Origin of the sequence: Burkholderia sp. Ac-20344 (genome assembly GCF_017104975.1) — a bacterium.
In the GTDB taxonomy this organism is placed as follows: Bacteria; Pseudomonadota; Gammaproteobacteria; order Burkholderiales; family Burkholderiaceae; genus Burkholderia.
Genome location: NZ_JAAGPP010000021.1, coordinates 40,840 through 58,146, shown reverse-complemented (window position 1 = coordinate 58,146; position 17,307 = coordinate 40,840). Strand labels below are relative to the sequence as shown.

The window sequence follows — 17,307 nt, the reverse complement described above, 5'->3', positions numbered from 1 at the left end:
GAGAAACTCGCACCATCGCTTCAGAATTTCGTGTAGAATCGCGGGCTTAGCAGTGGAAGTACCGTCCGGAGCCTGATGTCTCGCACCCCGCAGACGTCATGTTTCACGTTCTTTTAGTGTCCGGCGATGCAACATCGCCTCGCTCTTTCAAGGAATAGTCATGCAGCAACAGAAAATCCGCATTCGCCTGAAGGCTTTCGACTATCGTCTGATCGATCAATCGGCTGCCGAAATCGTCGATACCGCGAAGCGGACTGGCGCAATCGTCCGTGGCCCGGTGCCGCTGCCGACGCGCATTCAGCGTTTTGACATCCTGCGTTCGCCGCACGTCAACAAGACGTCGCGCGATCAGCTCGAAATCCGTACCCACCAGCGCCTGATGGACATCGTCGATCCGACCGACAAGACGGTTGACGCGCTGATGAAGCTCGACCTGCCGGCTGGCGTCGACGTGGAAATCAAGCTGCAGTAAGGCTTCCAGCGCCGATCGGCTTGCCGTGCGGCGCTAAGTCTTTGATTGCTTGCGGAAAACGAGAGGTCGGGCTATAATGCTTGGCTTTTCGCGTATTCGCGTAAAAAAGTTGGGCCTTGCGTGCCCGGCATTTTGTAAATCAGCCCCGACCAATCGCAGTCGGGAATGGAGAAAATGATGAGCCTTGGACTCGTAGGTCGCAAGGTTGGCATGACCCGTATCTTCACGGCGGAAGGGGATTCGATTCCCGTCACCGTGCTGGACGTGTCGGACAACCGCGTGACGCAGATCAAGACTGTTGAAACCGACGGCTACACGGCCGTGCAGGTTGCATTCGGCTCCCGTCGTGCCTCGCGCGTGACGAAGCCGCTGGCAGGTCATCTCGCCAAAGCCGGTGTCGAAGCCGGTGAAATCCTCAAGGAATTCCGCATTGACGCGGCCAAGGCAGCAGAGCTGTCGAATGGCGCCGTGGTCGGTGCTGATCTTTTCGAAGTGGGCCAGAAGGTCGACGTGCAAGGCGTGTCGATCGGTAAGGGCTACGCCGGTACGATCAAGCGTTACAACTTCTCCTCCGGCCGTGCGACGCACGGTAACTCGCGCTCGCACAACGTGCCGGGCTCGATCGGTATGGCGCAGGATCCGGGTCGTGTTTTCCCGGGTAAACGCATGACGGGTCACATGGGTGACGTGACGGTGACGGTGCAGAACCTCGAAATCGCTCGTATCGACGCAGAGCGCAAGCTGCTGCTCGTGAAGGGTGCGATTCCGGGCGCGAAGGGCGGCAAGGTCTTCGTGACGCCGGCCGTCAAGACCAAGGGGGCGAAATAATGGAACTCAAGCTCCTGAACGAAAATGGTCAGGAAGGTGCAGTGGTCAACGCATCGGACGTCGTGTTCGGTCGTGACTACAACGAAGCGCTGATCCACCAGGTCGTCGTCGCTTACCAGGCGAATGCTCGCCAAGGTAACCGCGCACAGAAGGACCGTGAGCAAGTCAAGCACACGACCAAGAAGCCGTGGCGCCAGAAGGGTACGGGCCGCGCTCGTGCCGGTATGTCGTCGAGCCCGTTGTGGCGTGGCGGTGGTCGTATCTTCCCGAATTCGCCGGAAGAAAACTTCTCGCACAAGGTCAACAAGAAGATGCATCGCGCAGGTCTCTGCTCGATCTTCTCGCAGCTGGCCCGTGAAGGCCGTCTGTCGGTCGTCGAGGACATCATCCTCGAAGCGCCGAAGACCAAGCTGCTGGCCGAAAAATTCAAGACCATGGGTCTCGACTCCGTGCTGATCATTACGGATACGGTCGACGAGAACCTGTACCTGGCTTCGCGCAACCTGCCGCACGTGGCGATTGTCGAGCCGCGCTACGCTGACCCGCTGTCGCTGATCTACTTCAAGAAAGTGCTGGTCACGAAGGCTGCGGTCGCCCAGATCGAGGAGTTGCTGTCATGAGCGAGATTCGCAAGAACGATCATCGTTTGATGCAGGTCCTGCTCGCGCCGGTGATCTCGGAAAAGGCGACGCTGGTTGCCGACAAGAACGAGCAAGTCGTGTTCGAAGTCGCACCGGATGCCACGAAGCAGGAAGTGAAGGCGGCTGTCGAGCTGCTGTTCAAGGTTGAAGTTGATTCCGTCAACGTGCTGGTTCAGAAGGGCAAGCAAAAGCGCTTTGGCCGTTCGATGGGCCGCCGCAAGGACGTGAAGAAGGCGTACGTTTGCCTGAAGCCCGGCCAGGAAATCAACTTTGAAGCGGAGGCCAAGTAATCATGGCAATCGTTAAAGTTAAGCCGACATCGCCGGGTCGCCGCGCGATGGTCAAGGTGGTCAACAAGAACCTGCACCAGGGCAAGCCGTTCGCGGCACTGCTCGACTCGCAGAGCTCGACCGCCGGCCGTAACAACAACGGCCGTATCACCACGCGTCACAAGGGTGGTGGTCACAAGCAACACTATCGTATCGTCGATTTCCGTCGCACGAAGGATGGCATCCCGGCAAAGGTCGAGCGTCTCGAGTACGACCCGAACCGTAGCGCGAACATCGCGCTGGTGCTCTACGCAGACGGCGAACGTCGCTACATCATCGCCCCGAAGGGCCTGACCGTCGGCCAACAGCTGATGTCGGGTTCGGAAGCGCCGATCCGTGCAGGCAACACGCTGCCGATCCGCAACATTCCGGTCGGTACGACGATCCATTGCATCGAGATGCTGCCGGGCAAGGGCGCGCAAATGGCGCGTTCGGCTGGTACGTCGGCCATGCTGCTCGCCCGTGAAGGCGTCTACGCGCAGGTTCGTCTGCGTTCGGGCGAAATCCGCCGCGTGCACATCGAGTGCCGTGCAACGATCGGTGAAGTCGGCAACGAAGAGCATAGCCTGCGCCAGATCGGCAAGGCTGGCGCGAACCGCTGGCGCGGTATCCGCCCGACGGTGCGTGGCGTTGCGATGAACCCGGTTGATCACCCGCACGGTGGTGGTGAGGGCAAGACGGCTGCAGGTCGCGATCCGGTTAGCCCGTGGGGTACGCCGGCTAAGGGTTATCGCACCCGTAGCAACAAGCGCACGACGACGATGATCGTCCAGCGCCGTCACAAGCGTTAAGGAGTAGGCAATGGCACGTTCTGTTAAAAAAGGTCCGTTCTGCGACGCCCATTTGCTGAAGAAAGTTGAGGCGGCTGCAGCTTCGCGCGACAAAAAGCCGATCAAGACCTGGTCGCGTCGCTCGACGATTCTGCCGGATTTCATCGGCCTGACGATCGCTGTTCACAACGGCCGTCAACACGTTCCGGTGTACATCTCGGAAAACATGGTCGGCCACAAGCTTGGCGAGTTCGCACTGACCCGTACGTTCAAGGGTCACGCAGCCGACAAGAAGGCCAAGAAATAAGGGGCAATCAAGATGGAAGTGAAAGCAATTCATCGCGGTGCCCGCATCTCGGCGCAAAAAACGCGCCTTGTGGCTGACCAGATCCGCGGTTTGCCGGTCGACAAGGCGCTGAACGTTCTGACGTTCTCGCCGAAGAAGGCGGCTGGCATCGTGAAGAAGGTTGTGCTGTCGGCAATCGCGAATGCGGAGCACAACGAAGGCGCCGATATCGACGAGCTCAAGATCAAGAGCATCTACGTCGACAAGGCTGCATCGCTCAAGCGTTTCACCGCGCGCGCCAAGGGCCGCGGTAACCGCATCGAGAAGCAATCCTGTCACATCACTGTGACGGTCGGGAATTAAGGAGCCATACGATGGGACAGAAAATTCATCCGACTGGCTTCCGCCTGGCTGTCAGCCGCAATTGGGCTTCGCGTTGGTACGCGAACAACAACAATTTCGCGGCGATGCTGCAGGAAGACATCGGTGTTCGTGAATACCTGAAGAAGAAGCTGAAGAACGCTTCGGTCGGTCGGGTCGTCATCGAGCGTCCGGCGAAGAACGCGCGCATCACGATTTACAGCTCGCGTCCGGGCGTGGTCATCGGCAAGAAGGGCGAGGATATCGAGCAGCTGAAGACGGAACTGCAACGCCGCATGGGCGTGCCGGTTCACGTCAACATCGAAGAAATCCGCAAGCCGGAAACCGATGCTCAGCTGATCGCTGACTCGATCACGCAACAGCTCGAGCGCCGGATCATGTTCCGTCGCGCGATGAAGCGTGCGATGCAGAACGCGATGCGTCTGGGTGCCCAGGGCATCAAGATCATGAGCGCGGGCCGTCTGAACGGTATCGAAATCGCTCGTACGGAGTGGTATCGCGAAGGTCGCGTGCCCCTTCACACGCTGCGTGCTGATATCGACTACGCGACCTCGGAAGCGAAGACGACCTACGGGATCATCGGCGTCAAGGTGTGGGTTTACAAGGGCGACACGCTCGGCCGCAACGACGCACCGGTGGTGGAAGAAGTAGCCGAAGACAAGCGTCCGCGTCGCAATGCGCGTCCGGGCGACCGTCGTCCGCGCCGTGACGGCGAAGGCGGCGCTCCGGGTGCTCGTCGTGGCGCACCGCGCCGTGGCGCCGGCAAGCCCGAAGACGGCAAGACTGGAGAATAACGATGCTGCAACCGAAACGCAGAAAGTATCGTAAAGAGCAGAAGGGTCGTAACACCGGCAAGGCGACGCGCGGCAACGCAGTGTCGTTCGGTGAATTCGGCCTGAAGGCTATCGGTCGCGGTCGTTTGACCGCACGCCAGATTGAAGCGGCGCGTCGTGCAATGACGCGTCACATCAAGCGTGGCGGCCGCATCTGGATCCGGATCTTCCCGGACAAGCCGATTTCGCAGAAGCCGGCCGAAGTGCGTATGGGTAACGGTAAGGGTAACCCGGAGTACTACGTCGCCGAGATTCAGCCGGGCAAGATGCTCTATGAAATGGACGGCGTAACCGAAGAACTGGCACGCGAAGCGTTCCGTCTGGCTGCAGCCAAGCTGCCGCTGAAGACGGCGTTCATCGTGCGCCAGCTCGGCGCCTAAGGAGAAAATATGAAGGCTTCCGAACTTCTCCAGAAAGACCAGGCCGCGCTCAACAAGGAGCTGGCGGACCTGCTGAAGGCGCAATTCGGCCTGCGCATGCAACTCGCGACCCAGCAGCTCACGAACACGAGCCAGTTGAAGAAGGTTCGTCGCGACATCGCACGTGTGCGGACCGTCATGACTCAGAAGGCGAACCAGAAATGAACGATAGCGTGAAAACCTCGCTGAAGCGGACGCTGGTCGGTCGGGTCGTCAGCAACAAGATGGACAAGACCGTCACCGTGCTGATCGAGCACCGCGTCAAGCACCCGATCTACGGCAAGTATGTCGTGCGCTCGAAGAAGTACCACGCGCACGATGAAGCGAACACCTACAACGAAGGCGATCTCGTCGAAATCCAGGAAACGCGTCCTGTTTCGAAGACGAAGGCCTGGACGGTGTCGCGCCTCGTCGAAGCAGCTCGCGTCATCTAAGCGGGCAGTGCAGTAGGCAGTAACAGGCACTTCTCCGCGAAGTGCTTGAAATCGCAAAGTATTTGCTTGCGTGACCAGGATTATTTGTTATAATCCTGGTCTTCCCTCTTTATGGGAGCCCCGTCGCGGGCGAAGTTGGTGGGGGAAGCGGACTGGCGCCTGCCTGTCCGAAAGATTCACCGAATTGCGATGGCGGGTTTCGTTTGCCGTCGCTGCTGTTCCAACCCAAGCAGCCGATTGGCTGACGGGACCAAGACTGACCGAATGCATCATGGTGGTGCATCCGGATTAAGTTGGGAAAGACAAACCATGATCCAGACCGAATCTCGGCTCGAAGTAGCCGACAACACGGGTGCACGTGAAGTTCTGTGCATCAAGGTGCTCGGCGGCTCGAAGCGTCGTTATGCCGGCATTGGCGACATCATCAAGGTGAGCGTCAAAGAGGCAACGCCGCGCGGGCGCGTGAAGAAAGGCGAAATTTACAACGCCGTGGTGGTCCGCACCGCCAAGGGCGTGCGCCGTCAAGACGGCTCGCTGATCAAGTTCGACGGCAACGCCGCTGTGCTTTTGAATAACAAGCTCGAGCCGATCGGCACCCGTATCTTCGGGCCGGTGACGCGTGAGCTGCGTAGCGAACGATTCATGAAGATCGTTTCGCTGGCGCCGGAAGTGCTGTAAGGAGTCGCGATGAACAAGATTCGCAAAGGTGACGAAGTCATCGTCGTCACTGGCAAGGACAAGGGCAAGCGCGGCGTCGTGCTGGCTGTCGGTGCAGAGCATGTGACGGTTGAAGGTATCAACCTCGTCAAGAAGCATGTGAAGCCGAACCCGATGAAGGGTACGACGGGTGGCGTGGAAGCGAAGACGATGCCCCTGCATATTTCGAACGTCGCACTGGTCGACGCGAATGGCAAGGCGTCGCGTGTTGGCATCAAGGTCGAGGAAGGCAAGAAGGTTCGCTTCCTGAAGACGACCGGTGCCGTACTGAGCGCCTGACGCAGCGGAGTAAAAAATGGCTCGTTTTCAAGAGTTTTACAAAGAAAAGGTTGTGCCCGGCCTGATCGAGAAGTTCGGTTACAAGTCGGTCATGGAAGTGCCGCGCATCACCAAGATCACGCTGAACATGGGTCTTGGCGAAGCGATCGCTGACAAGAAGATCATCGAGAACGCCGTTGGCGACCTCACGAAGATCGCTGGTCAGAAGCCGGTCGTGACGAAGGCACGCAAGGCAATCGCAGGCTTCAAGATCCGCCAGGGTTACCCGATCGGCGCGATGGTGACGCTGCGTGGCCAAGCAATGTACGAATTCCTCGACCGTTTCGTGACGGTTGCCCTGCCCCGCGTGCGTGACTTCCGCGGCGTGTCGGGTCGTGCTTTCGATGGCCGTGGCAACTACAACATCGGTGTGAAAGAGCAGATCATTTTCCCCGAAATCGACTACGACAAGATCGACGCACTGCGTGGGCTGAACATCAGCATCACGACGACTGCGAAGACCGACGACGAAGCAAAGGCACTGCTCGCCAGCTTCAAGTTCCCGTTCAGAAACTGAGGTTACCGTGGCTAAACTGGCACTGATCGAACGTGAAAAGAAGCGCGCCCGCCTGGTCGCGAAGTTCGCAGCAAAGCGCGAAGCGCTGAAGGCGATCGTCGAAGACCAAAGCAAGTCGGAAGAAGAGCGCTACGAAGCACGCCTTGAGCTGCAGCAACTGCCCCGCAACGCAAACCCGACCCGCCAGCGTAACCGCTGCGCGATCACGGGCCGTCCGCGTGGCACGTTCCGTAAATTCGGCCTCGCGCGTAACAAGATTCGTGAAATCGCATTCCGTGGCGAGATTCCTGGCCTGACCAAGGCGAGCTGGTAATAGGAGAAACGTAAATGAGCATGAGTGATCCTATCGCCGATATGCTGACTCGCATCCGCAACGGGCAGATGGTCGAGAAGGTATCGGTGTCGATGCCCTCGTCGAAAGTCAAGGTTGCAATCGCGCAAGTCCTGAAGGACGAAGGCTATATCGACGATTTCGCCGTGAAGGCGGAAGGTGCGAAGTCCGAACTGAATATCGCGCTGAAGTACTACGCTGGCCGTCCGGTCATCGAACGCATCGAACGCGTGTCGAAGCCTGGCCTGCGCGTGTACCGCGGCCGTAACGACATTCCGCAGGTCATGAACGGCCTCGGTGTGGCAATCGTGTCGACGCCGAAGGGCGTGATGACCGACCGCAAGGCGCGCGCTACCGGCGTCGGCGGCGAAGTCATCTGCTACGTCGCTTAAAGCCGAGGAGAGAGAAACATGTCTCGAGTAGGTAAGAGCCCGATCGCGCTGCAAGGCGCGGAAGTCAAGCTGGCCGACGGTGCAATCACCGTCAAGGGCCCGCTGGGCACCATCACGCAAGCGATCAATCCGCTCGTGAACGTGGCGAACAACGACGGCACGCTGAACCTGTCGCCGGTGGACGAAAGCCGCGAAGCAAATGCACTGTCGGGCACGATGCGCGCGATCATCGCGAATGCCGTGCACGGCGTGACCAAGGGTTTCGAGCGCAAGCTGACGCTGGTTGGCGTCGGTTATCGTGCGCAAGCGCAAGGCGACAAGCTGAACCTGTCGCTGGGTTTCTCGCACCCCGTGGTGCACCAGATGCCGGAAGGCGTCAAGGCAGAAACCCCGACGCAAACCGAAATCGTGATCAAGGGGATCAACAAGCAACAAGTCGGTCAAGTGGCTGCGGAAGTCCGCGGTTACCGTCCGCCGGAGCCGTACAAGGGCAAGGGCGTGCGCTATTCCGACGAGGTTGTGATCCTCAAAGAAACGAAGAAGAAGTAAGGGTGCGCAATCATGGATAAGACTCAATCTCGCCTGCGCCGCGCTCGCCAGACGCGTATCAAGATCGCTGAGCTGCAGGTCGCGCGTCTCGCCGTGCATCGCACGAACACGCACATCTACGCTCAAGTGTTCTCGCCCTGCGGCACCAAGGTGCTCGCCAGCGCGTCGACGCTCGAAGCTGAAGTGCGCGCTGAACTGGCCGACAAGTCGGGCAAGGGCGGCAACGTTAATGCCGCGACGCTGATCGGCAAGCGTATTGCCGAGAAGGCAAAGGCTGCCGGCATCGAATCCGTCGCCTTCGACCGCTCGGGCTTCCGCTACCACGGCCGCGTCAAGGCGCTGGCTGAGGCAGCTCGCGAAGCTGGGCTCAAGTTCTAAGGAAGGAATTCGTCATGGCAAAGATGCAAGCGAAAGTTCAGGCTGACGAGCGCGACGACGGCCTTCGCGAAAAGATGATTTCGGTCAACCGCGTGACCAAGGTCGTGAAGGGTGGCCGTATTCTCGGCTTCGCCGCACTGACCGTGGTTGGCGACGGCGATGGCCGCATCGGTATGGGCAAGGGCAAGGCGAAGGAAGTGCCGGTCGCTGTCCAGAAGGCAATGGAACAAGCTCGCCGCAACATGTTCAAGGTGCCGCTCAAGAACGGCACGCTGCAACACGAAGTGCACGGCAAGCATGGCGCATCCGCTGTCCTCCTCGCTCCGGCGAAGGCAGGTACGGGCGTGATCGCCGGCGGCCCGATGCGCGCAGTGTTCGACGTGATGGGCGTTCAGAACGTCGTGGCCAAGAGCCACGGTTCGACGAACCCGTACAACCTCGTTCGCGCCACGCTGGACGGTCTGCGCAAGCAGTCCACCCCGGCAGACATCGCGGCGAAGCGCGGCAAGTCCGTCGAAGAAATTTTGGGCTAAGCCCGGGTGGTCACCATGTCTGAAAAAACTGTCAAGGTTCAGCTCGTTAAGAGCCTGATCGGGACCCGCGAATCGCACCGCGCGACCGTGCGTGGCCTGGGCCTGCGCCGACTCAACTCGGTCAGCGAGCTTCAGGACACGCCGGCGGTCCGCGGCATGATCAACAAGGTCTCGTACCTCGTTAAGGTCATCGCGTAAGCGGCCCTACGGATCAAGGAGTTGATATGGAATTGAATAACCTGAAGCCGGCAGCTGGCGCCAAGCACGCCAAGCGTCGCGTCGGCCGTGGCATCGGTTCGGGCCTCGGCAAGACGGCCGGCCGTGGTCACAAGGGTCAGAAATCGCGTTCGGGCGGCTTCCACAAAGTCGGTTTCGAAGGCGGTCAGATGCCGCTGCAACGTCGTCTGCCGAAGCGCGGCTTCACGTCCCTGACGAAGGAATTCGTCGGTGAAGTGCGCCTGGGCGACCTCGAGAAGCTGCCGGTCGATGAGATCGATCTGCTCGCACTGAAGCAAGCCGGCCTGGTCGGCGAGCTGACGAAGAGCGCAAAGATCATCGCGACGGGCGAACTGAAGCGCAAGATCGTCGTGAAGGGTCTCGGTGCCACCAAGGGTGCGCGCGCTGCGATCGAAGCGGCTGGCGGTTCGTTCGCCGAGTGACACGCGTAGCGCGTCGTCACTTGCATTCATCGGAGAAGGTACTTGGCTAACAGCCCGAGTCTTGCAAAACCCGGTCGAAGCACGGCGAAATTCGGCGATCTGCGCCGGCGAGCGATGTTCCTGCTCCTGGCGTTGATCGTCTATCGCATCGGCGCGCACATCCCCGTGCCGGGCATCGATCCGGATCAACTGGCTAAGCTGTTCCAGAGCCAGGCGGGCGGCATCCTGGGCATGTTCAACATGTTCTCGGGTGGCGCGCTTTCCCGCTTCACGATCTTTGCGCTGGGGATCATGCCGTACATCTCGGCGTCGATCATCATGCAGTTGCTGGCGATCGTCTCGCCGCAGCTCGAGGCGCTGAAGAAGGAAGGGCAGGCAGGGCAACGGAAGATCACGCAGTACACGCGGTATTTCACCGTGGTGCTCGCGACCTTCCAGGCGTTCGGTATCGCGGCTGCGCTGGAAAACCAGCCGGGCCTCGTCACCGATCCCGGCATGCTGTTCCGTCTGACGACGGTCGTGACGCTGGTTACCGGCACGATGTTCCTGATGTGGCTCGGCGAGCAGATTACCGAGCGTGGTCTGGGCAACGGTATCTCGATCATCATCTTCGGCGGGATCGCAGCAGGGTTCCCGAATGCCGTCGGTGGGTTGTTCGAGCTGGTGCGTACGGGTTCGATGAGCATCATTTCGGCGATCATCATCGTCGTTCTGATTGCCGCGGTGACTTACCTGGTCGTGTTCATCGAACGCGGTCAGCGCAAGATCCTCGTGAACTACGCGAAGCGCCAGGTCGGCAACAAGATCTACGGTGGGCAGTCGTCGCATCTGCCGCTGAAGCTGAACATGTCGGGCGTGATTCCGCCGATCTTCGCATCGTCGATCATTCTGTTCCCGGCAACGATTCTCGGCTGGTTCAGTACCGGTCAGCCGACGGGAAGCTGGATTTCCAATACGTTGCATAACGTTGCGGAAGCGCTGAAGCCGGGCCAGCCGGTCTATGTGCTGCTGTACACGCTGGCGATCGTGTTTTTCTGCTTCTTCTACACCGCACTGGTGTTCAACAGCAGGGAAACCGCAGACAACCTGAAGAAGAGCGGCGCGTTTGTTCCGGGCATCCGTCCGGGCGATCAGACCGCACGATATATCGACCGCATCCTCACGCGTCTGACGTTGGCCGGTGCGATCTACATCGTCTTCGTGTGTCTGCTGCCGGAATTCCTGGTACTGCGCTGGAACGTGCCGTTTTATTTTGGTGGAACGTCGCTGCTGATCATTGTCGTCGTCACGATGGACTTTATGGCGCAGGTGCAGTCGTACGTTATGTCGCAACAGTATGAGTCACTGCTCAAGAAGGCGAACTTCAAGGGCGGCAACATCCCGATGCGTTGAAAGGACTATGGCCAAAGACGATGTAATCCAGATGCAGGGTGAGGTGATCGAAAACCTCCCGAATGCGACCTTCCGCGTGAAGCTGGAAAACGGCCATGTCGTGTTGGGGCATATTTCCGGGAAGATGCGGATGCACTACATCCGCATCCTGCCGGGCGACAAGGTGACGGTTGAATTGACGCCTTACGATTTGTCTCGTGCGCGGATCGTGTTCCGGGCGAAGTGATTTGAAAAAAGGGTATTATCATGAAAGTGATGGCATCGGTTAAGCGCATTTGCCGCAATTGCAAGATCATCAAGCGCAAAGGCGTCGTTCGCGTGATCTGCAGCTCGGATCCGCGCCACAAGCAGCGCCAAGGCTGACCGCGCGTTTGTTTGCGCTTTTTGTTTGAGGAAAAACAATGGCTCGTATCGCAGGGGTTAACATCCCGAATCACCAGCACACCGAGATCGGCCTGACGGCTATCTTCGGTGTCGGCCGCACCCGTTCGCGCAGCATCTGCGTGGCAGCTGGCGTCGATTTTTCGAAGAAGGTCAAGGACTTGACCGACGCAGACTTGGAAAAGCTGCGTGAAGAAGTGGGCAAGTTTGTCGTCGAAGGCGATCTGCGCCGTGAAGTGACGATGAACATCAAGCGCCTGATGGACCTCGGTTGCTACCGTGGTGTTCGTCATCGCAAGGGCCTGCCGATGCGCGGTCAGCGTACGCGTACGAACGCACGTACTCGCAAGGGTCCGCGTCGTGCAGCGCAAGCGCTGAAGAAGTAAGCGGAACTGACAGTTACAGGAAAACGTAATGGCTAAGGCTTCGAACACCGCGGCGCAACGCGTTCGCAAGAAGGTTAAGAAGAACGTCGCTGAAGGCGTGGTTCACGTTCACGCGTCGTTCAACAACACGATCATCACGATCACCGATCGCCAAGGCAATGCACTGGCATGGGCGACGTCGGGCGGCCAGGGCTTCAAGGGCTCGCGCAAATCGACGCCGTTCGCTGCTCAGGTCGCAGCCGAGTCGGCTGGCCGCGTCGCGTTGGAATACGGCGTGAAGAATCTGGAAGTGCGGATCAAGGGCCCGGGCCCGGGTCGTGAGTCGGCAGTGCGTGCACTGCACGGTCTCGGCATCAAGATCACCGCGATTTCGGACGTCACCCCGATTCCGCACAACGGCTGCCGTCCGCCGAAGCGTCGTCGTATCTAAAGATGTGCTGGCACGTTCGTGCTAGCGCATTGCCTGTCGCCGCGTAGCGTCGACGGGCGTTGCTTTTTTGATTGACTAAGCCCACCGTTCGCCCCAAAGGGCGCGAACTAGCGCGGATTTCGATCTGCGTGACTGATTGATAGAGGAATGCAAAGTGGCACGTTATATCGGCCCCAAGGCCAAGCTGTCCCGCCGTGAAGGCACCGACCTGTTCCTGAAGAGCGCACGCCGCTCGCTCGCCGACAAGTGCAAGCTCGACAGCAAGCCGGGTCAGCACGGCCGTACCTCGGGCGCACGTACGTCCGACTACGGTACGCAGCTGCGCGAAAAGCAGAAGGTCAAGCGCATCTACGGCGTGCTGGAGCGTCAGTTCCGCCGTTACTTCGCCGAAGCCGACCGTCGCAAGGGCAACACGGGTGAAAACCTGCTGCAACTGCTCGAGTCGCGCCTCGACAACGTCGTGTATCGCATGGGCTTCGGCTCGACCCGCGCTGAAGCGCGTCAGCTGGTGAGCCACAAGTCGATCACCGTGAACGGCGTCGTCGCGAACGTCCCGTCGCAGCAGGTGAAGTCGGGTGACGTCGTTGCGATCCGCGAAAAGGCGAAGAAGCAAGCGCGTATCGTCGAAGCGCTGTCGCTGGCCGAGCAAGGCGGCATGCCGAGCTGGGTTGCAGTCGATGCGAAGAAGTTCGAAGGTACGTTCAAGCAAATGCCGGAACGCGCTGAAATCGCAGGCGACATCAACGAAAGCCTGATCGTCGAATTGTATTCGCGTTAATCCGATTGACGGCCGAGGTACCCCGATTGCGTTCCGCAAGGAGGGGCCTCGGCTGTTTATTTTCTGGTTGTTACCGGTCAGCCTTATCGGTGTAACGAGCCGAGGGTATTGAAAAGGAAAGCCCATGCAAACCAGTTTGCTGAAACCCAAGATCATCGCCGTGGAATCGCTGGGCGAGAACCACGCGAGGGTGGTCATGGAACCGTTCGAACGCGGTTACGGCCATACCTTGGGCAATGCGCTTCGCCGCGTGCTGCTGTCGTCGATGGTTGGCTACGCGCCGACCGAAGTGACGATCGCGGGCGTGGTGCACGAGTACTCGACGCTGGATGGCGTGCAGGAAGACGTCGTCAACCTGCTGCTGAACCTGAAGGGCGTGGTGTTCAAGCTGCATAACCGTGACGAAGTGACGGTTACGCTGCGCAAGGAAGGTGAAGGCGTTGTCACGGCCGGCGATATCGAGCTGGCTCACGACTGCGAAGTCATCAACCCGAATCACGTGATTGCGCACCTGTCGAAGGGCGGCAAGCTCGACGTTCAGATCAAGATCGAAAAGGGTCGCGGCTATGTGCCCGGCAACGTCCGTCGCTACGGCGAAGACACGGCCAAGATCATCGGCCGCATCGTCCTCGACGCATCGTTCTCGCCGGTTCGCCGCGTGAGCTACGCTGTCGAAAGCGCACGTGTCGAGCAGCGTACCGACCTCGACAAGCTCGTGATGAACATCGAGACGAGCGGTGTGATCACGCCGGAAGAAGCGATCCGTCAATCGGCCCGCATCCTGGTCGACCAGCTGTCCGTGTTCGCGGCGCTGGAAGGCACGGAAACGGCAGCCGAAGCGCCGTCGCGTGCTCCGCAGATCGATCCGATCCTGCTGCGTCCGGTGGACGATCTCGAGCTGACGGTTCGTTCGGCGAACTGCCTGAAGGCCGAGAACATCTACTACATCGGCGACCTGATCCAGCGCACGGAAAACGAGCTGCTGAAGACGCCGAACCTCGGTCGCAAGTCGCTCAACGAGATCAAGGAAGTGCTCGCTTCGCGCGGTCTCACGCTGGGCATGAAGCTCGAAAACTGGCCGCCGGCTGGTCTCGACAAGTAAGCCCGGTTGTTGCTGTAGTTGGCAAAGATGCGGATTTTCCTTTAAAATCCGCATCTTGCTTTTTTCGTTACCGGCCCGTGCACCCTTCGGGGTGCGATAGAAGAGCTGGATCAAAACTTTGAATCAAGGAAACTGAAATGCGCCATCGTCATGGTCTGCGGAAACTGAACCGCACGAGCAGCCACCGTCTGGCTATGCTCCGTAACATGTCCAACTCGCTGATCGAGCACGAAGTCATCAAGACGACGCTGCCGAAGGCGAAGGAACTCCGTAAAGTCGTCGAGCCGCTGATCACGCTCGGCAAGAAGCCGTCGCTGGCAAACCGTCGCCTGGCGTTCAACCGCCTGCGCGATCGTGACTCGGTGGCGAAGCTGTTCGACGTGCTCGGTCCGCGTTTCGCGAACCGTCCGGGCGGCTACCTGCGCGTGCTGAAGTTCGGCTTCCGCGTGGGCGACAACGCACCGATGGCACTGGTCGAGCTGCTCGATCGTCCGGAAGTCGACGAAACGGAAAACGTGCAAGAAGCTGAGTAAGCTTCCGGTACGCAGCAGTATCTGAAAGGGGCCGAGCAATTGCTTGGCCCTTTTTGTTTTTCCGGCACCGGCTGCGATCGATTGTCGCAGGGTGGTGCCGGCAGCGTTGCGCGGGCTGCGCTACGATACGGGGCAGCCGGCGCGCTTCCCAGGTGAGCAATCCGCGTCGGCTGGAGCCGACAGACCAGCCAGGAGGGCGCGGATGATAGTGGTGCTGATGCTGACGACGGTGCCCGATGCCGAGACCGCCAAGGCGCTTTCCGACGGTGCGCTCGATGGGCGGCTTGCCGCATGCGTGTCGGAGCTCGGTGCGATCAAGTCGCGCTATCACTGGCAGGGCAAGGTCGAAACGGCCGACGAGATCCAGTTGCTGTTCAAGACGAGCCCCGTGCGGGCACTCGAACTGGAGCGATTTATTCTCGCGCATCATCCTTACGAGACGCCCGAAATCGTCTCGTGGCAGACGACGGCATCGGCCGCGTACGGTCAGTGGGTGACGAGCGAAACTCAACGTCTATTTCATGTTTAACGGTATGGCGCTTCCCGTGCGCGTGCGCGCGCTGCGGTTCCTCGCAGTCCTGTTGTCGTTCATGCTCGTGCTGGGCGGCCTGTCGGTCGCGCGCGCGGCCGACGATTTCCTCGATCCGTCGGTTGCGTTCAAGTTCAGTGCGAGCGAATCGCCGGGACAGGTGGACGTCCGCTTCAAGGTCGCCAACGGCTATTATCTGTACCGCGAGCGGTTCGCGTTCGCGGTGAAGAGCGGGCAGGCGACGCTCGGCGATCCGCAATTCCCTGCCGGCCACGTGAAGTTCGACCAGACGTTCCAGAAGAACGTCGAGACATACCGTGACGAAGTCGTCGTTCGCGTGCCCGTCAAGCAGGCATCGGGGCCGTTCGAACTCGCGGTGACGTCGCAAGGATGCGCGGACGAAGGCATCTGCTATCCGCCGGCCGAGCACATCGTGAAGATCGATGGCGCCGCGCTGGGCGCCGCCTCGTCGTCCGGCGATGCGGCTACCGCGGGCAGCTGGTTCGACAAGATCACGAGCGCCGATTTCGCGCAGTCGCTGCTCGAAGGCCATGGTTTCTTCACGATCGTCGCACTGTATTTCGCCGCGGGCGTCGTGCTGAGCCTCCTGCCCTGTTCGTACCCGATGATCCCCATCGTGTCGGCGATCATCATCGGACAGGGCACGCGCGCGACGCATGCGCGCGGTTTCGCACTGTCGCTGACCTATGTGGTCGGCATGGCGCTGGTCTACACGGTGCTCGGCATCGCCGCAGCGCTGGTCGGCCAGAGCCTCGGCGCGTGGCTGCAGAACCCGTGGGTGCTCGGCGCGTTCGGTGTGCTGCTGACCGCGTTTGCCGTCTCGCTGATTTCGGGCAAGGACATCGCGCTGCCCGCGCGCTGGCAGAGCGGCGCGGCCGAGGCATCGAGTGCGCGCCAGGGTGGCCATTTCGTCGCGGTCGCGGCGATGGGCGCGCTGTCCGCGCTGGTCGTTGGTGCATGCATGACGGCACCGCTGTTCGCGGTGCTCGCCTTCATTGCGCACACGGGCAATGCGTTGCTCGGCGGTGCGGCGCTGTTCGCGATGGGGCTGGGGCTTGGCGTGCCGCTGCTGGTCGTCGGCGTCGGTGCCGGGACGGTGCTGCCGCGCGCCGGCGCGTGGATGGATGGCGTGAAGGTGTTCTTCGGCATCGTGCTGCTCGCGGCCGCGCTGTGGATCGTGTGGCCGGTGCTTGCCGGTGGCCTGAAGATGGTGCTCGCTGCGTTGTGGCTGCTCATCGCGGCCGCGGCGCTCGGGCTGTTCACGCCGAACGCCGGTGCCACGTCCATCTGGCGTCGCCTTGGCCGTGGTGTCGGCGCCGCGCTCGCGATCTGGGCGGCAACGCTGCTCGTCGGCCTGGCCGCGGGGTCGACCGATCCGGTCAAGCCGCTGGCGGTGCTGGCGGCACGCACGGTTGCGTCCGGCGGCACGGCGGCGGCAGGCCCGGCCGCTGCGCAGGACGGGCCCGCGTTCGCACCGGTGCGTTCGAGCGGCGAACTCGACGCGCTGCTGAAGACGCCGGGCCGGCCCGTGATGCTCGACTTCTACGCCGACTGGTGCGTGAGCTGCAAGGAGATGGAGCATCTGACGTTTACCGATGCGCGTGTGCAGGCGCGGCTCGCGCAGCTTCACCTCGTGCGCGCGGACGTCACCGCGAACAACCCGGACGATCAGGCGCTGCTGAAGCGCTTCAACCTGTTCGGGCCGCCGGGCATCATCTTCTTCGATCGCAGCGGCAACGAGATCGGGCGCGTGGTCGGCTATCAGGCGGCCGAGACGTTCCTGCGCAGCCTCGACCGGGCTGCGATCCCGACGGTATGACCAAGGCTGTCGGGCGGGTGCTGGTGGCGAACCGGCGCGCTTGCGCGGCATGAGCTGGCGATCGACAAGGGCAGATTGCCCAGATCGACGGAAAACAAAAAACGGCGGGACACCGAAGTGTCCCGCCGTTTTTCTTTCCGCCTGCCGGC

Annotated in this window: 31 protein-coding genes; all 31 read left to right on the top strand. The window is 60.6% G+C overall.

The features are described from left to right. Positions 1 to 160 precede the first annotated feature (160 nt). On the top strand, positions 161 to 472 hold the full coding sequence (gene rpsJ / locus G3N64_RS09860; protein ID WP_004199280.1) for a 30S ribosomal protein S10: 312 nt from the start codon (positions 161 to 163) through the stop codon (positions 470 to 472). 177 nt (positions 473 to 649) lie between these two features. After that, complete coding sequence (gene rplC / locus G3N64_RS09855; RefSeq protein ID WP_006482922.1) at positions 650 to 1,300, top strand: 50S ribosomal protein L3; 651 nt, start codon at positions 650 to 652, stop codon at positions 1,298 to 1,300. Beyond that, positions 1,300 to 1,920, top strand: coding sequence for a 50S ribosomal protein L4 (gene rplD, locus G3N64_RS09850; RefSeq protein WP_011350675.1), 621 nt, complete (start codon positions 1,300 to 1,302; stop codon positions 1,918 to 1,920). Before rplC ends, rplD begins: the two co-directional genes overlap by 1 nt. Next, a complete protein-coding gene (rplW, locus tag G3N64_RS09845; RefSeq protein WP_004199275.1) occupies positions 1,917 to 2,231 on the top strand; it encodes a 50S ribosomal protein L23 in 315 nt (104 codons plus the stop codon). The genes rplD and rplW overlap by 4 nt, the downstream gene beginning before the upstream one ends. Positions 2,232 to 2,233: 2 nt before the next feature. Beyond that, entirely contained in the window at positions 2,234 to 3,061 is an 828-nt protein-coding gene (rplB, locus tag G3N64_RS09840) for a 50S ribosomal protein L2 (RefSeq protein WP_006482900.1), read from the top strand. A gap of 10 nt (positions 3,062 to 3,071) precedes the next feature. Further along, complete coding sequence (rpsS, locus tag G3N64_RS09835; RefSeq protein WP_004199273.1) at positions 3,072 to 3,347, top strand: 30S ribosomal protein S19; 276 nt, start codon at positions 3,072 to 3,074, stop codon at positions 3,345 to 3,347. Positions 3,348 to 3,359: 12 nt separating this feature from the next. After that, complete coding sequence (gene rplV, locus G3N64_RS09830; protein WP_004199272.1) at positions 3,360 to 3,689, top strand: 50S ribosomal protein L22; 330 nt, start codon at positions 3,360 to 3,362, stop codon at positions 3,687 to 3,689. Positions 3,690 to 3,700: 11 nt separating this feature from the next. Further along, positions 3,701 to 4,501 (top strand): 30S ribosomal protein S3, encoded by an 801-nt coding sequence (rpsC, locus tag G3N64_RS09825; protein ID WP_006482899.1) that lies wholly within the window; start codon positions 3,701 to 3,703, stop codon positions 4,499 to 4,501. Positions 4,502 to 4,503: 2 nt separating this feature from the next. Further along, a complete protein-coding gene (rplP, locus tag G3N64_RS09820; protein ID WP_006482873.1) occupies positions 4,504 to 4,920 on the top strand; it encodes a 50S ribosomal protein L16 in 417 nt (138 codons plus the stop codon). 9 nt (positions 4,921 to 4,929) lie between these two features. Then, positions 4,930 to 5,124 (top strand): 50S ribosomal protein L29, encoded by a 195-nt coding sequence (rpmC, locus tag G3N64_RS09815; RefSeq protein ID WP_006400652.1) that lies wholly within the window; start codon positions 4,930 to 4,932, stop codon positions 5,122 to 5,124. Next, a complete protein-coding gene (gene rpsQ, locus G3N64_RS09810) occupies positions 5,121 to 5,393 on the top strand; it encodes a 30S ribosomal protein S17 (RefSeq protein WP_006477189.1) in 273 nt (90 codons plus the stop codon). The genes rpmC and rpsQ overlap by 4 nt, the downstream gene beginning before the upstream one ends. 309 nt (positions 5,394 to 5,702) lie before the next feature. Next, complete coding sequence (rplN, locus tag G3N64_RS09805) at positions 5,703 to 6,071, top strand: 50S ribosomal protein L14 (protein ID WP_006482918.1); 369 nt, start codon at positions 5,703 to 5,705, stop codon at positions 6,069 to 6,071. 9 nt (positions 6,072 to 6,080) lie between these two features. Continuing rightward, a complete protein-coding gene (gene rplX, locus G3N64_RS09800; RefSeq protein WP_006477187.1) occupies positions 6,081 to 6,389 on the top strand; it encodes a 50S ribosomal protein L24 in 309 nt (102 codons plus the stop codon). A gap of 16 nt (positions 6,390 to 6,405) precedes the next feature. Then, complete coding sequence (gene rplE / locus G3N64_RS09795) at positions 6,406 to 6,945, top strand: 50S ribosomal protein L5 (protein WP_006477186.1); 540 nt, start codon at positions 6,406 to 6,408, stop codon at positions 6,943 to 6,945. A 7-nt stretch (positions 6,946 to 6,952) separates the two neighbouring features. Beyond that, positions 6,953 to 7,258 carry a 30S ribosomal protein S14 gene (gene rpsN / locus G3N64_RS09790; RefSeq protein WP_006482884.1) on the top strand — a complete coding sequence of 102 codons (306 nt, stop codon included), beginning with the start codon at positions 6,953 to 6,955 and terminating at the stop codon, positions 7,256 to 7,258. A gap of 14 nt (positions 7,259 to 7,272) precedes the next feature. Continuing rightward, a complete protein-coding gene (rpsH, locus tag G3N64_RS09785; RefSeq protein WP_011350677.1) occupies positions 7,273 to 7,668 on the top strand; it encodes a 30S ribosomal protein S8 in 396 nt (131 codons plus the stop codon). A gap of 18 nt (positions 7,669 to 7,686) precedes the next feature. Further along, entirely contained in the window at positions 7,687 to 8,217 is a 531-nt protein-coding gene (gene rplF, locus G3N64_RS09780) for a 50S ribosomal protein L6 (protein WP_006758786.1), read from the top strand. Between the two features lie 12 nt (positions 8,218 to 8,229). Further along, on the top strand, positions 8,230 to 8,595 hold the full coding sequence (rplR, locus tag G3N64_RS09775; RefSeq protein ID WP_006477183.1) for a 50S ribosomal protein L18: 366 nt from the start codon (positions 8,230 to 8,232) through the stop codon (positions 8,593 to 8,595). A 14-nt stretch (positions 8,596 to 8,609) separates the two neighbouring features. Then, positions 8,610 to 9,128: a 30S ribosomal protein S5 gene (gene rpsE / locus G3N64_RS09770; protein ID WP_006482895.1), complete on the top strand. Its 519-nt coding sequence runs from the start codon at positions 8,610 to 8,612 to the stop codon at positions 9,126 to 9,128. A 15-nt stretch (positions 9,129 to 9,143) separates the two neighbouring features. Beyond that, positions 9,144 to 9,326 carry a 50S ribosomal protein L30 gene (gene rpmD / locus G3N64_RS09765; RefSeq protein ID WP_006400644.1) on the top strand — a complete coding sequence of 61 codons (183 nt, stop codon included), beginning with the start codon at positions 9,144 to 9,146 and terminating at the stop codon, positions 9,324 to 9,326. A gap of 26 nt (positions 9,327 to 9,352) precedes the next feature. Beyond that, positions 9,353 to 9,787, top strand: a complete 435-nt coding sequence (rplO, locus tag G3N64_RS09760) for a 50S ribosomal protein L15 (protein WP_006482880.1) — start codon at positions 9,353 to 9,355, stop codon at positions 9,785 to 9,787. A gap of 42 nt (positions 9,788 to 9,829) precedes the next feature. Further along, a complete protein-coding gene (gene secY, locus G3N64_RS09755) occupies positions 9,830 to 11,179 on the top strand; it encodes a preprotein translocase subunit SecY (protein WP_006482915.1) in 1,350 nt (449 codons plus the stop codon). Between the two features lie 7 nt (positions 11,180 to 11,186). After that, entirely contained in the window at positions 11,187 to 11,405 is a 219-nt protein-coding gene (gene infA / locus G3N64_RS09750) for a translation initiation factor IF-1 (protein ID WP_004521905.1), read from the top strand. A 20-nt stretch (positions 11,406 to 11,425) separates the two neighbouring features. After that, positions 11,426 to 11,542, top strand: a complete 117-nt coding sequence (gene rpmJ, locus G3N64_RS09745) for a 50S ribosomal protein L36 (RefSeq protein ID WP_004199844.1) — start codon at positions 11,426 to 11,428, stop codon at positions 11,540 to 11,542. A gap of 38 nt (positions 11,543 to 11,580) precedes the next feature. After that, complete coding sequence (gene rpsM / locus G3N64_RS09740) at positions 11,581 to 11,946, top strand: 30S ribosomal protein S13 (protein ID WP_006477178.1); 366 nt, start codon at positions 11,581 to 11,583, stop codon at positions 11,944 to 11,946. Between the two features lie 28 nt (positions 11,947 to 11,974). Beyond that, the gene (rpsK, locus tag G3N64_RS09735; protein ID WP_085042827.1) at positions 11,975 to 12,376 is read left to right on the top strand and encodes a 30S ribosomal protein S11; all 402 of its coding nucleotides are present in this window, start codon (positions 11,975 to 11,977) and stop codon (positions 12,374 to 12,376) included. Between the two features lie 154 nt (positions 12,377 to 12,530). Continuing rightward, positions 12,531 to 13,154: a 30S ribosomal protein S4 gene (gene rpsD, locus G3N64_RS09730; RefSeq protein ID WP_011350679.1), complete on the top strand. Its 624-nt coding sequence runs from the start codon at positions 12,531 to 12,533 to the stop codon at positions 13,152 to 13,154. A 124-nt stretch (positions 13,155 to 13,278) separates the two neighbouring features. Beyond that, a complete protein-coding gene (gene rpoA, locus G3N64_RS09725) occupies positions 13,279 to 14,256 on the top strand; it encodes a DNA-directed RNA polymerase subunit alpha (protein ID WP_006477176.1) in 978 nt (325 codons plus the stop codon). A 137-nt stretch (positions 14,257 to 14,393) separates the two neighbouring features. Beyond that, positions 14,394 to 14,789 (top strand): 50S ribosomal protein L17, encoded by a 396-nt coding sequence (gene rplQ, locus G3N64_RS09720; protein ID WP_006477175.1) that lies wholly within the window; start codon positions 14,394 to 14,396, stop codon positions 14,787 to 14,789. A gap of 202 nt (positions 14,790 to 14,991) precedes the next feature. Beyond that, positions 14,992 to 15,318 carry a divalent-cation tolerance protein CutA gene (gene cutA / locus G3N64_RS09715; RefSeq protein WP_205783642.1) on the top strand — a complete coding sequence of 109 codons (327 nt, stop codon included), beginning with the start codon at positions 14,992 to 14,994 and terminating at the stop codon, positions 15,316 to 15,318. Next, positions 15,311 to 17,158: a protein-disulfide reductase DsbD gene (gene dsbD / locus G3N64_RS09710; RefSeq protein ID WP_205783641.1), complete on the top strand. Its 1,848-nt coding sequence runs from the start codon at positions 15,311 to 15,313 to the stop codon at positions 17,156 to 17,158. Before cutA ends, dsbD begins: the two co-directional genes overlap by 8 nt. The last annotated feature ends 149 nt before the right edge of the window (positions 17,159 to 17,307 follow it).

Bases quoted from the DNA above. Each gene is read 5' to 3' on its own strand.
- rplV (WP_004199272.1), top strand. From the start codon at position 3,360: ATGGAAGTGAAAGCAATTCATCGCGGTGCCCGCATCTCGGCGCAAAAA.
- rpmD (WP_006400644.1), top strand. From the start codon at position 9,144: ATGTCTGAAAAAACTGTCAAGGTTCAGCTCGTTAAGAGCCTGATCGGG.
- rpsM (WP_006477178.1), top strand. From the start codon at position 11,581: ATGGCTCGTATCGCAGGGGTTAACATCCCGAATCACCAGCACACCGAG.
- rpmC (WP_006400652.1), top strand. From the start codon at position 4,930: ATGAAGGCTTCCGAACTTCTCCAGAAAGACCAGGCCGCGCTCAACAAG.
- rplP (WP_006482873.1), top strand. From the start codon at position 4,504: ATGCTGCAACCGAAACGCAGAAAGTATCGTAAAGAGCAGAAGGGTCGT.
- rplE (WP_006477186.1), top strand. From the start codon at position 6,406: ATGGCTCGTTTTCAAGAGTTTTACAAAGAAAAGGTTGTGCCCGGCCTG.
- rplQ (WP_006477175.1), top strand. From the start codon at position 14,394: ATGCGCCATCGTCATGGTCTGCGGAAACTGAACCGCACGAGCAGCCAC.
- rpsQ (WP_006477189.1), top strand. From the start codon at position 5,121: ATGAACGATAGCGTGAAAACCTCGCTGAAGCGGACGCTGGTCGGTCGG.
- rplW (WP_004199275.1), top strand. From the start codon at position 1,917: ATGAGCGAGATTCGCAAGAACGATCATCGTTTGATGCAGGTCCTGCTC.
- rplN (WP_006482918.1), top strand. From the start codon at position 5,703: ATGATCCAGACCGAATCTCGGCTCGAAGTAGCCGACAACACGGGTGCA.
- rplC (WP_006482922.1), top strand. From the start codon at position 650: ATGAGCCTTGGACTCGTAGGTCGCAAGGTTGGCATGACCCGTATCTTC.
- rplB (WP_006482900.1), top strand. From the start codon at position 2,234: ATGGCAATCGTTAAAGTTAAGCCGACATCGCCGGGTCGCCGCGCGATG.
- rplF (WP_006758786.1), top strand. From the start codon at position 7,687: ATGTCTCGAGTAGGTAAGAGCCCGATCGCGCTGCAAGGCGCGGAAGTC.
- rplO (WP_006482880.1), top strand. From the start codon at position 9,353: ATGGAATTGAATAACCTGAAGCCGGCAGCTGGCGCCAAGCACGCCAAG.
- rpsH (WP_011350677.1), top strand. From the start codon at position 7,273: ATGAGCATGAGTGATCCTATCGCCGATATGCTGACTCGCATCCGCAAC.
- rpsC (WP_006482899.1), top strand. From the start codon at position 3,701: ATGGGACAGAAAATTCATCCGACTGGCTTCCGCCTGGCTGTCAGCCGC.
- rplR (WP_006477183.1), top strand. From the start codon at position 8,230: ATGGATAAGACTCAATCTCGCCTGCGCCGCGCTCGCCAGACGCGTATC.
- rplX (WP_006477187.1), top strand. From the start codon at position 6,081: ATGAACAAGATTCGCAAAGGTGACGAAGTCATCGTCGTCACTGGCAAG.
- rpoA (WP_006477176.1), top strand. From the start codon at position 13,279: ATGCAAACCAGTTTGCTGAAACCCAAGATCATCGCCGTGGAATCGCTG.
- rpsE (WP_006482895.1), top strand. From the start codon at position 8,610: ATGGCAAAGATGCAAGCGAAAGTTCAGGCTGACGAGCGCGACGACGGC.
- rpsS (WP_004199273.1), top strand. From the start codon at position 3,072: ATGGCACGTTCTGTTAAAAAAGGTCCGTTCTGCGACGCCCATTTGCTG.
- rpsK (WP_085042827.1), top strand. From the start codon at position 11,975: ATGGCTAAGGCTTCGAACACCGCGGCGCAACGCGTTCGCAAGAAGGTT.
- rpsJ (WP_004199280.1), top strand. From the start codon at position 161: ATGCAGCAACAGAAAATCCGCATTCGCCTGAAGGCTTTCGACTATCGT.
- rpmJ (WP_004199844.1), top strand. From the start codon at position 11,426: ATGAAAGTGATGGCATCGGTTAAGCGCATTTGCCGCAATTGCAAGATC.
- infA (WP_004521905.1), top strand. From the start codon at position 11,187: ATGGCCAAAGACGATGTAATCCAGATGCAGGGTGAGGTGATCGAAAAC.
- dsbD (WP_205783641.1), top strand. From the start codon at position 15,311: ATGTTTAACGGTATGGCGCTTCCCGTGCGCGTGCGCGCGCTGCGGTTC.
- rplD (WP_011350675.1), top strand. From the start codon at position 1,300: ATGGAACTCAAGCTCCTGAACGAAAATGGTCAGGAAGGTGCAGTGGTC.
- cutA (WP_205783642.1), top strand. From the start codon at position 14,992: ATGATAGTGGTGCTGATGCTGACGACGGTGCCCGATGCCGAGACCGCC.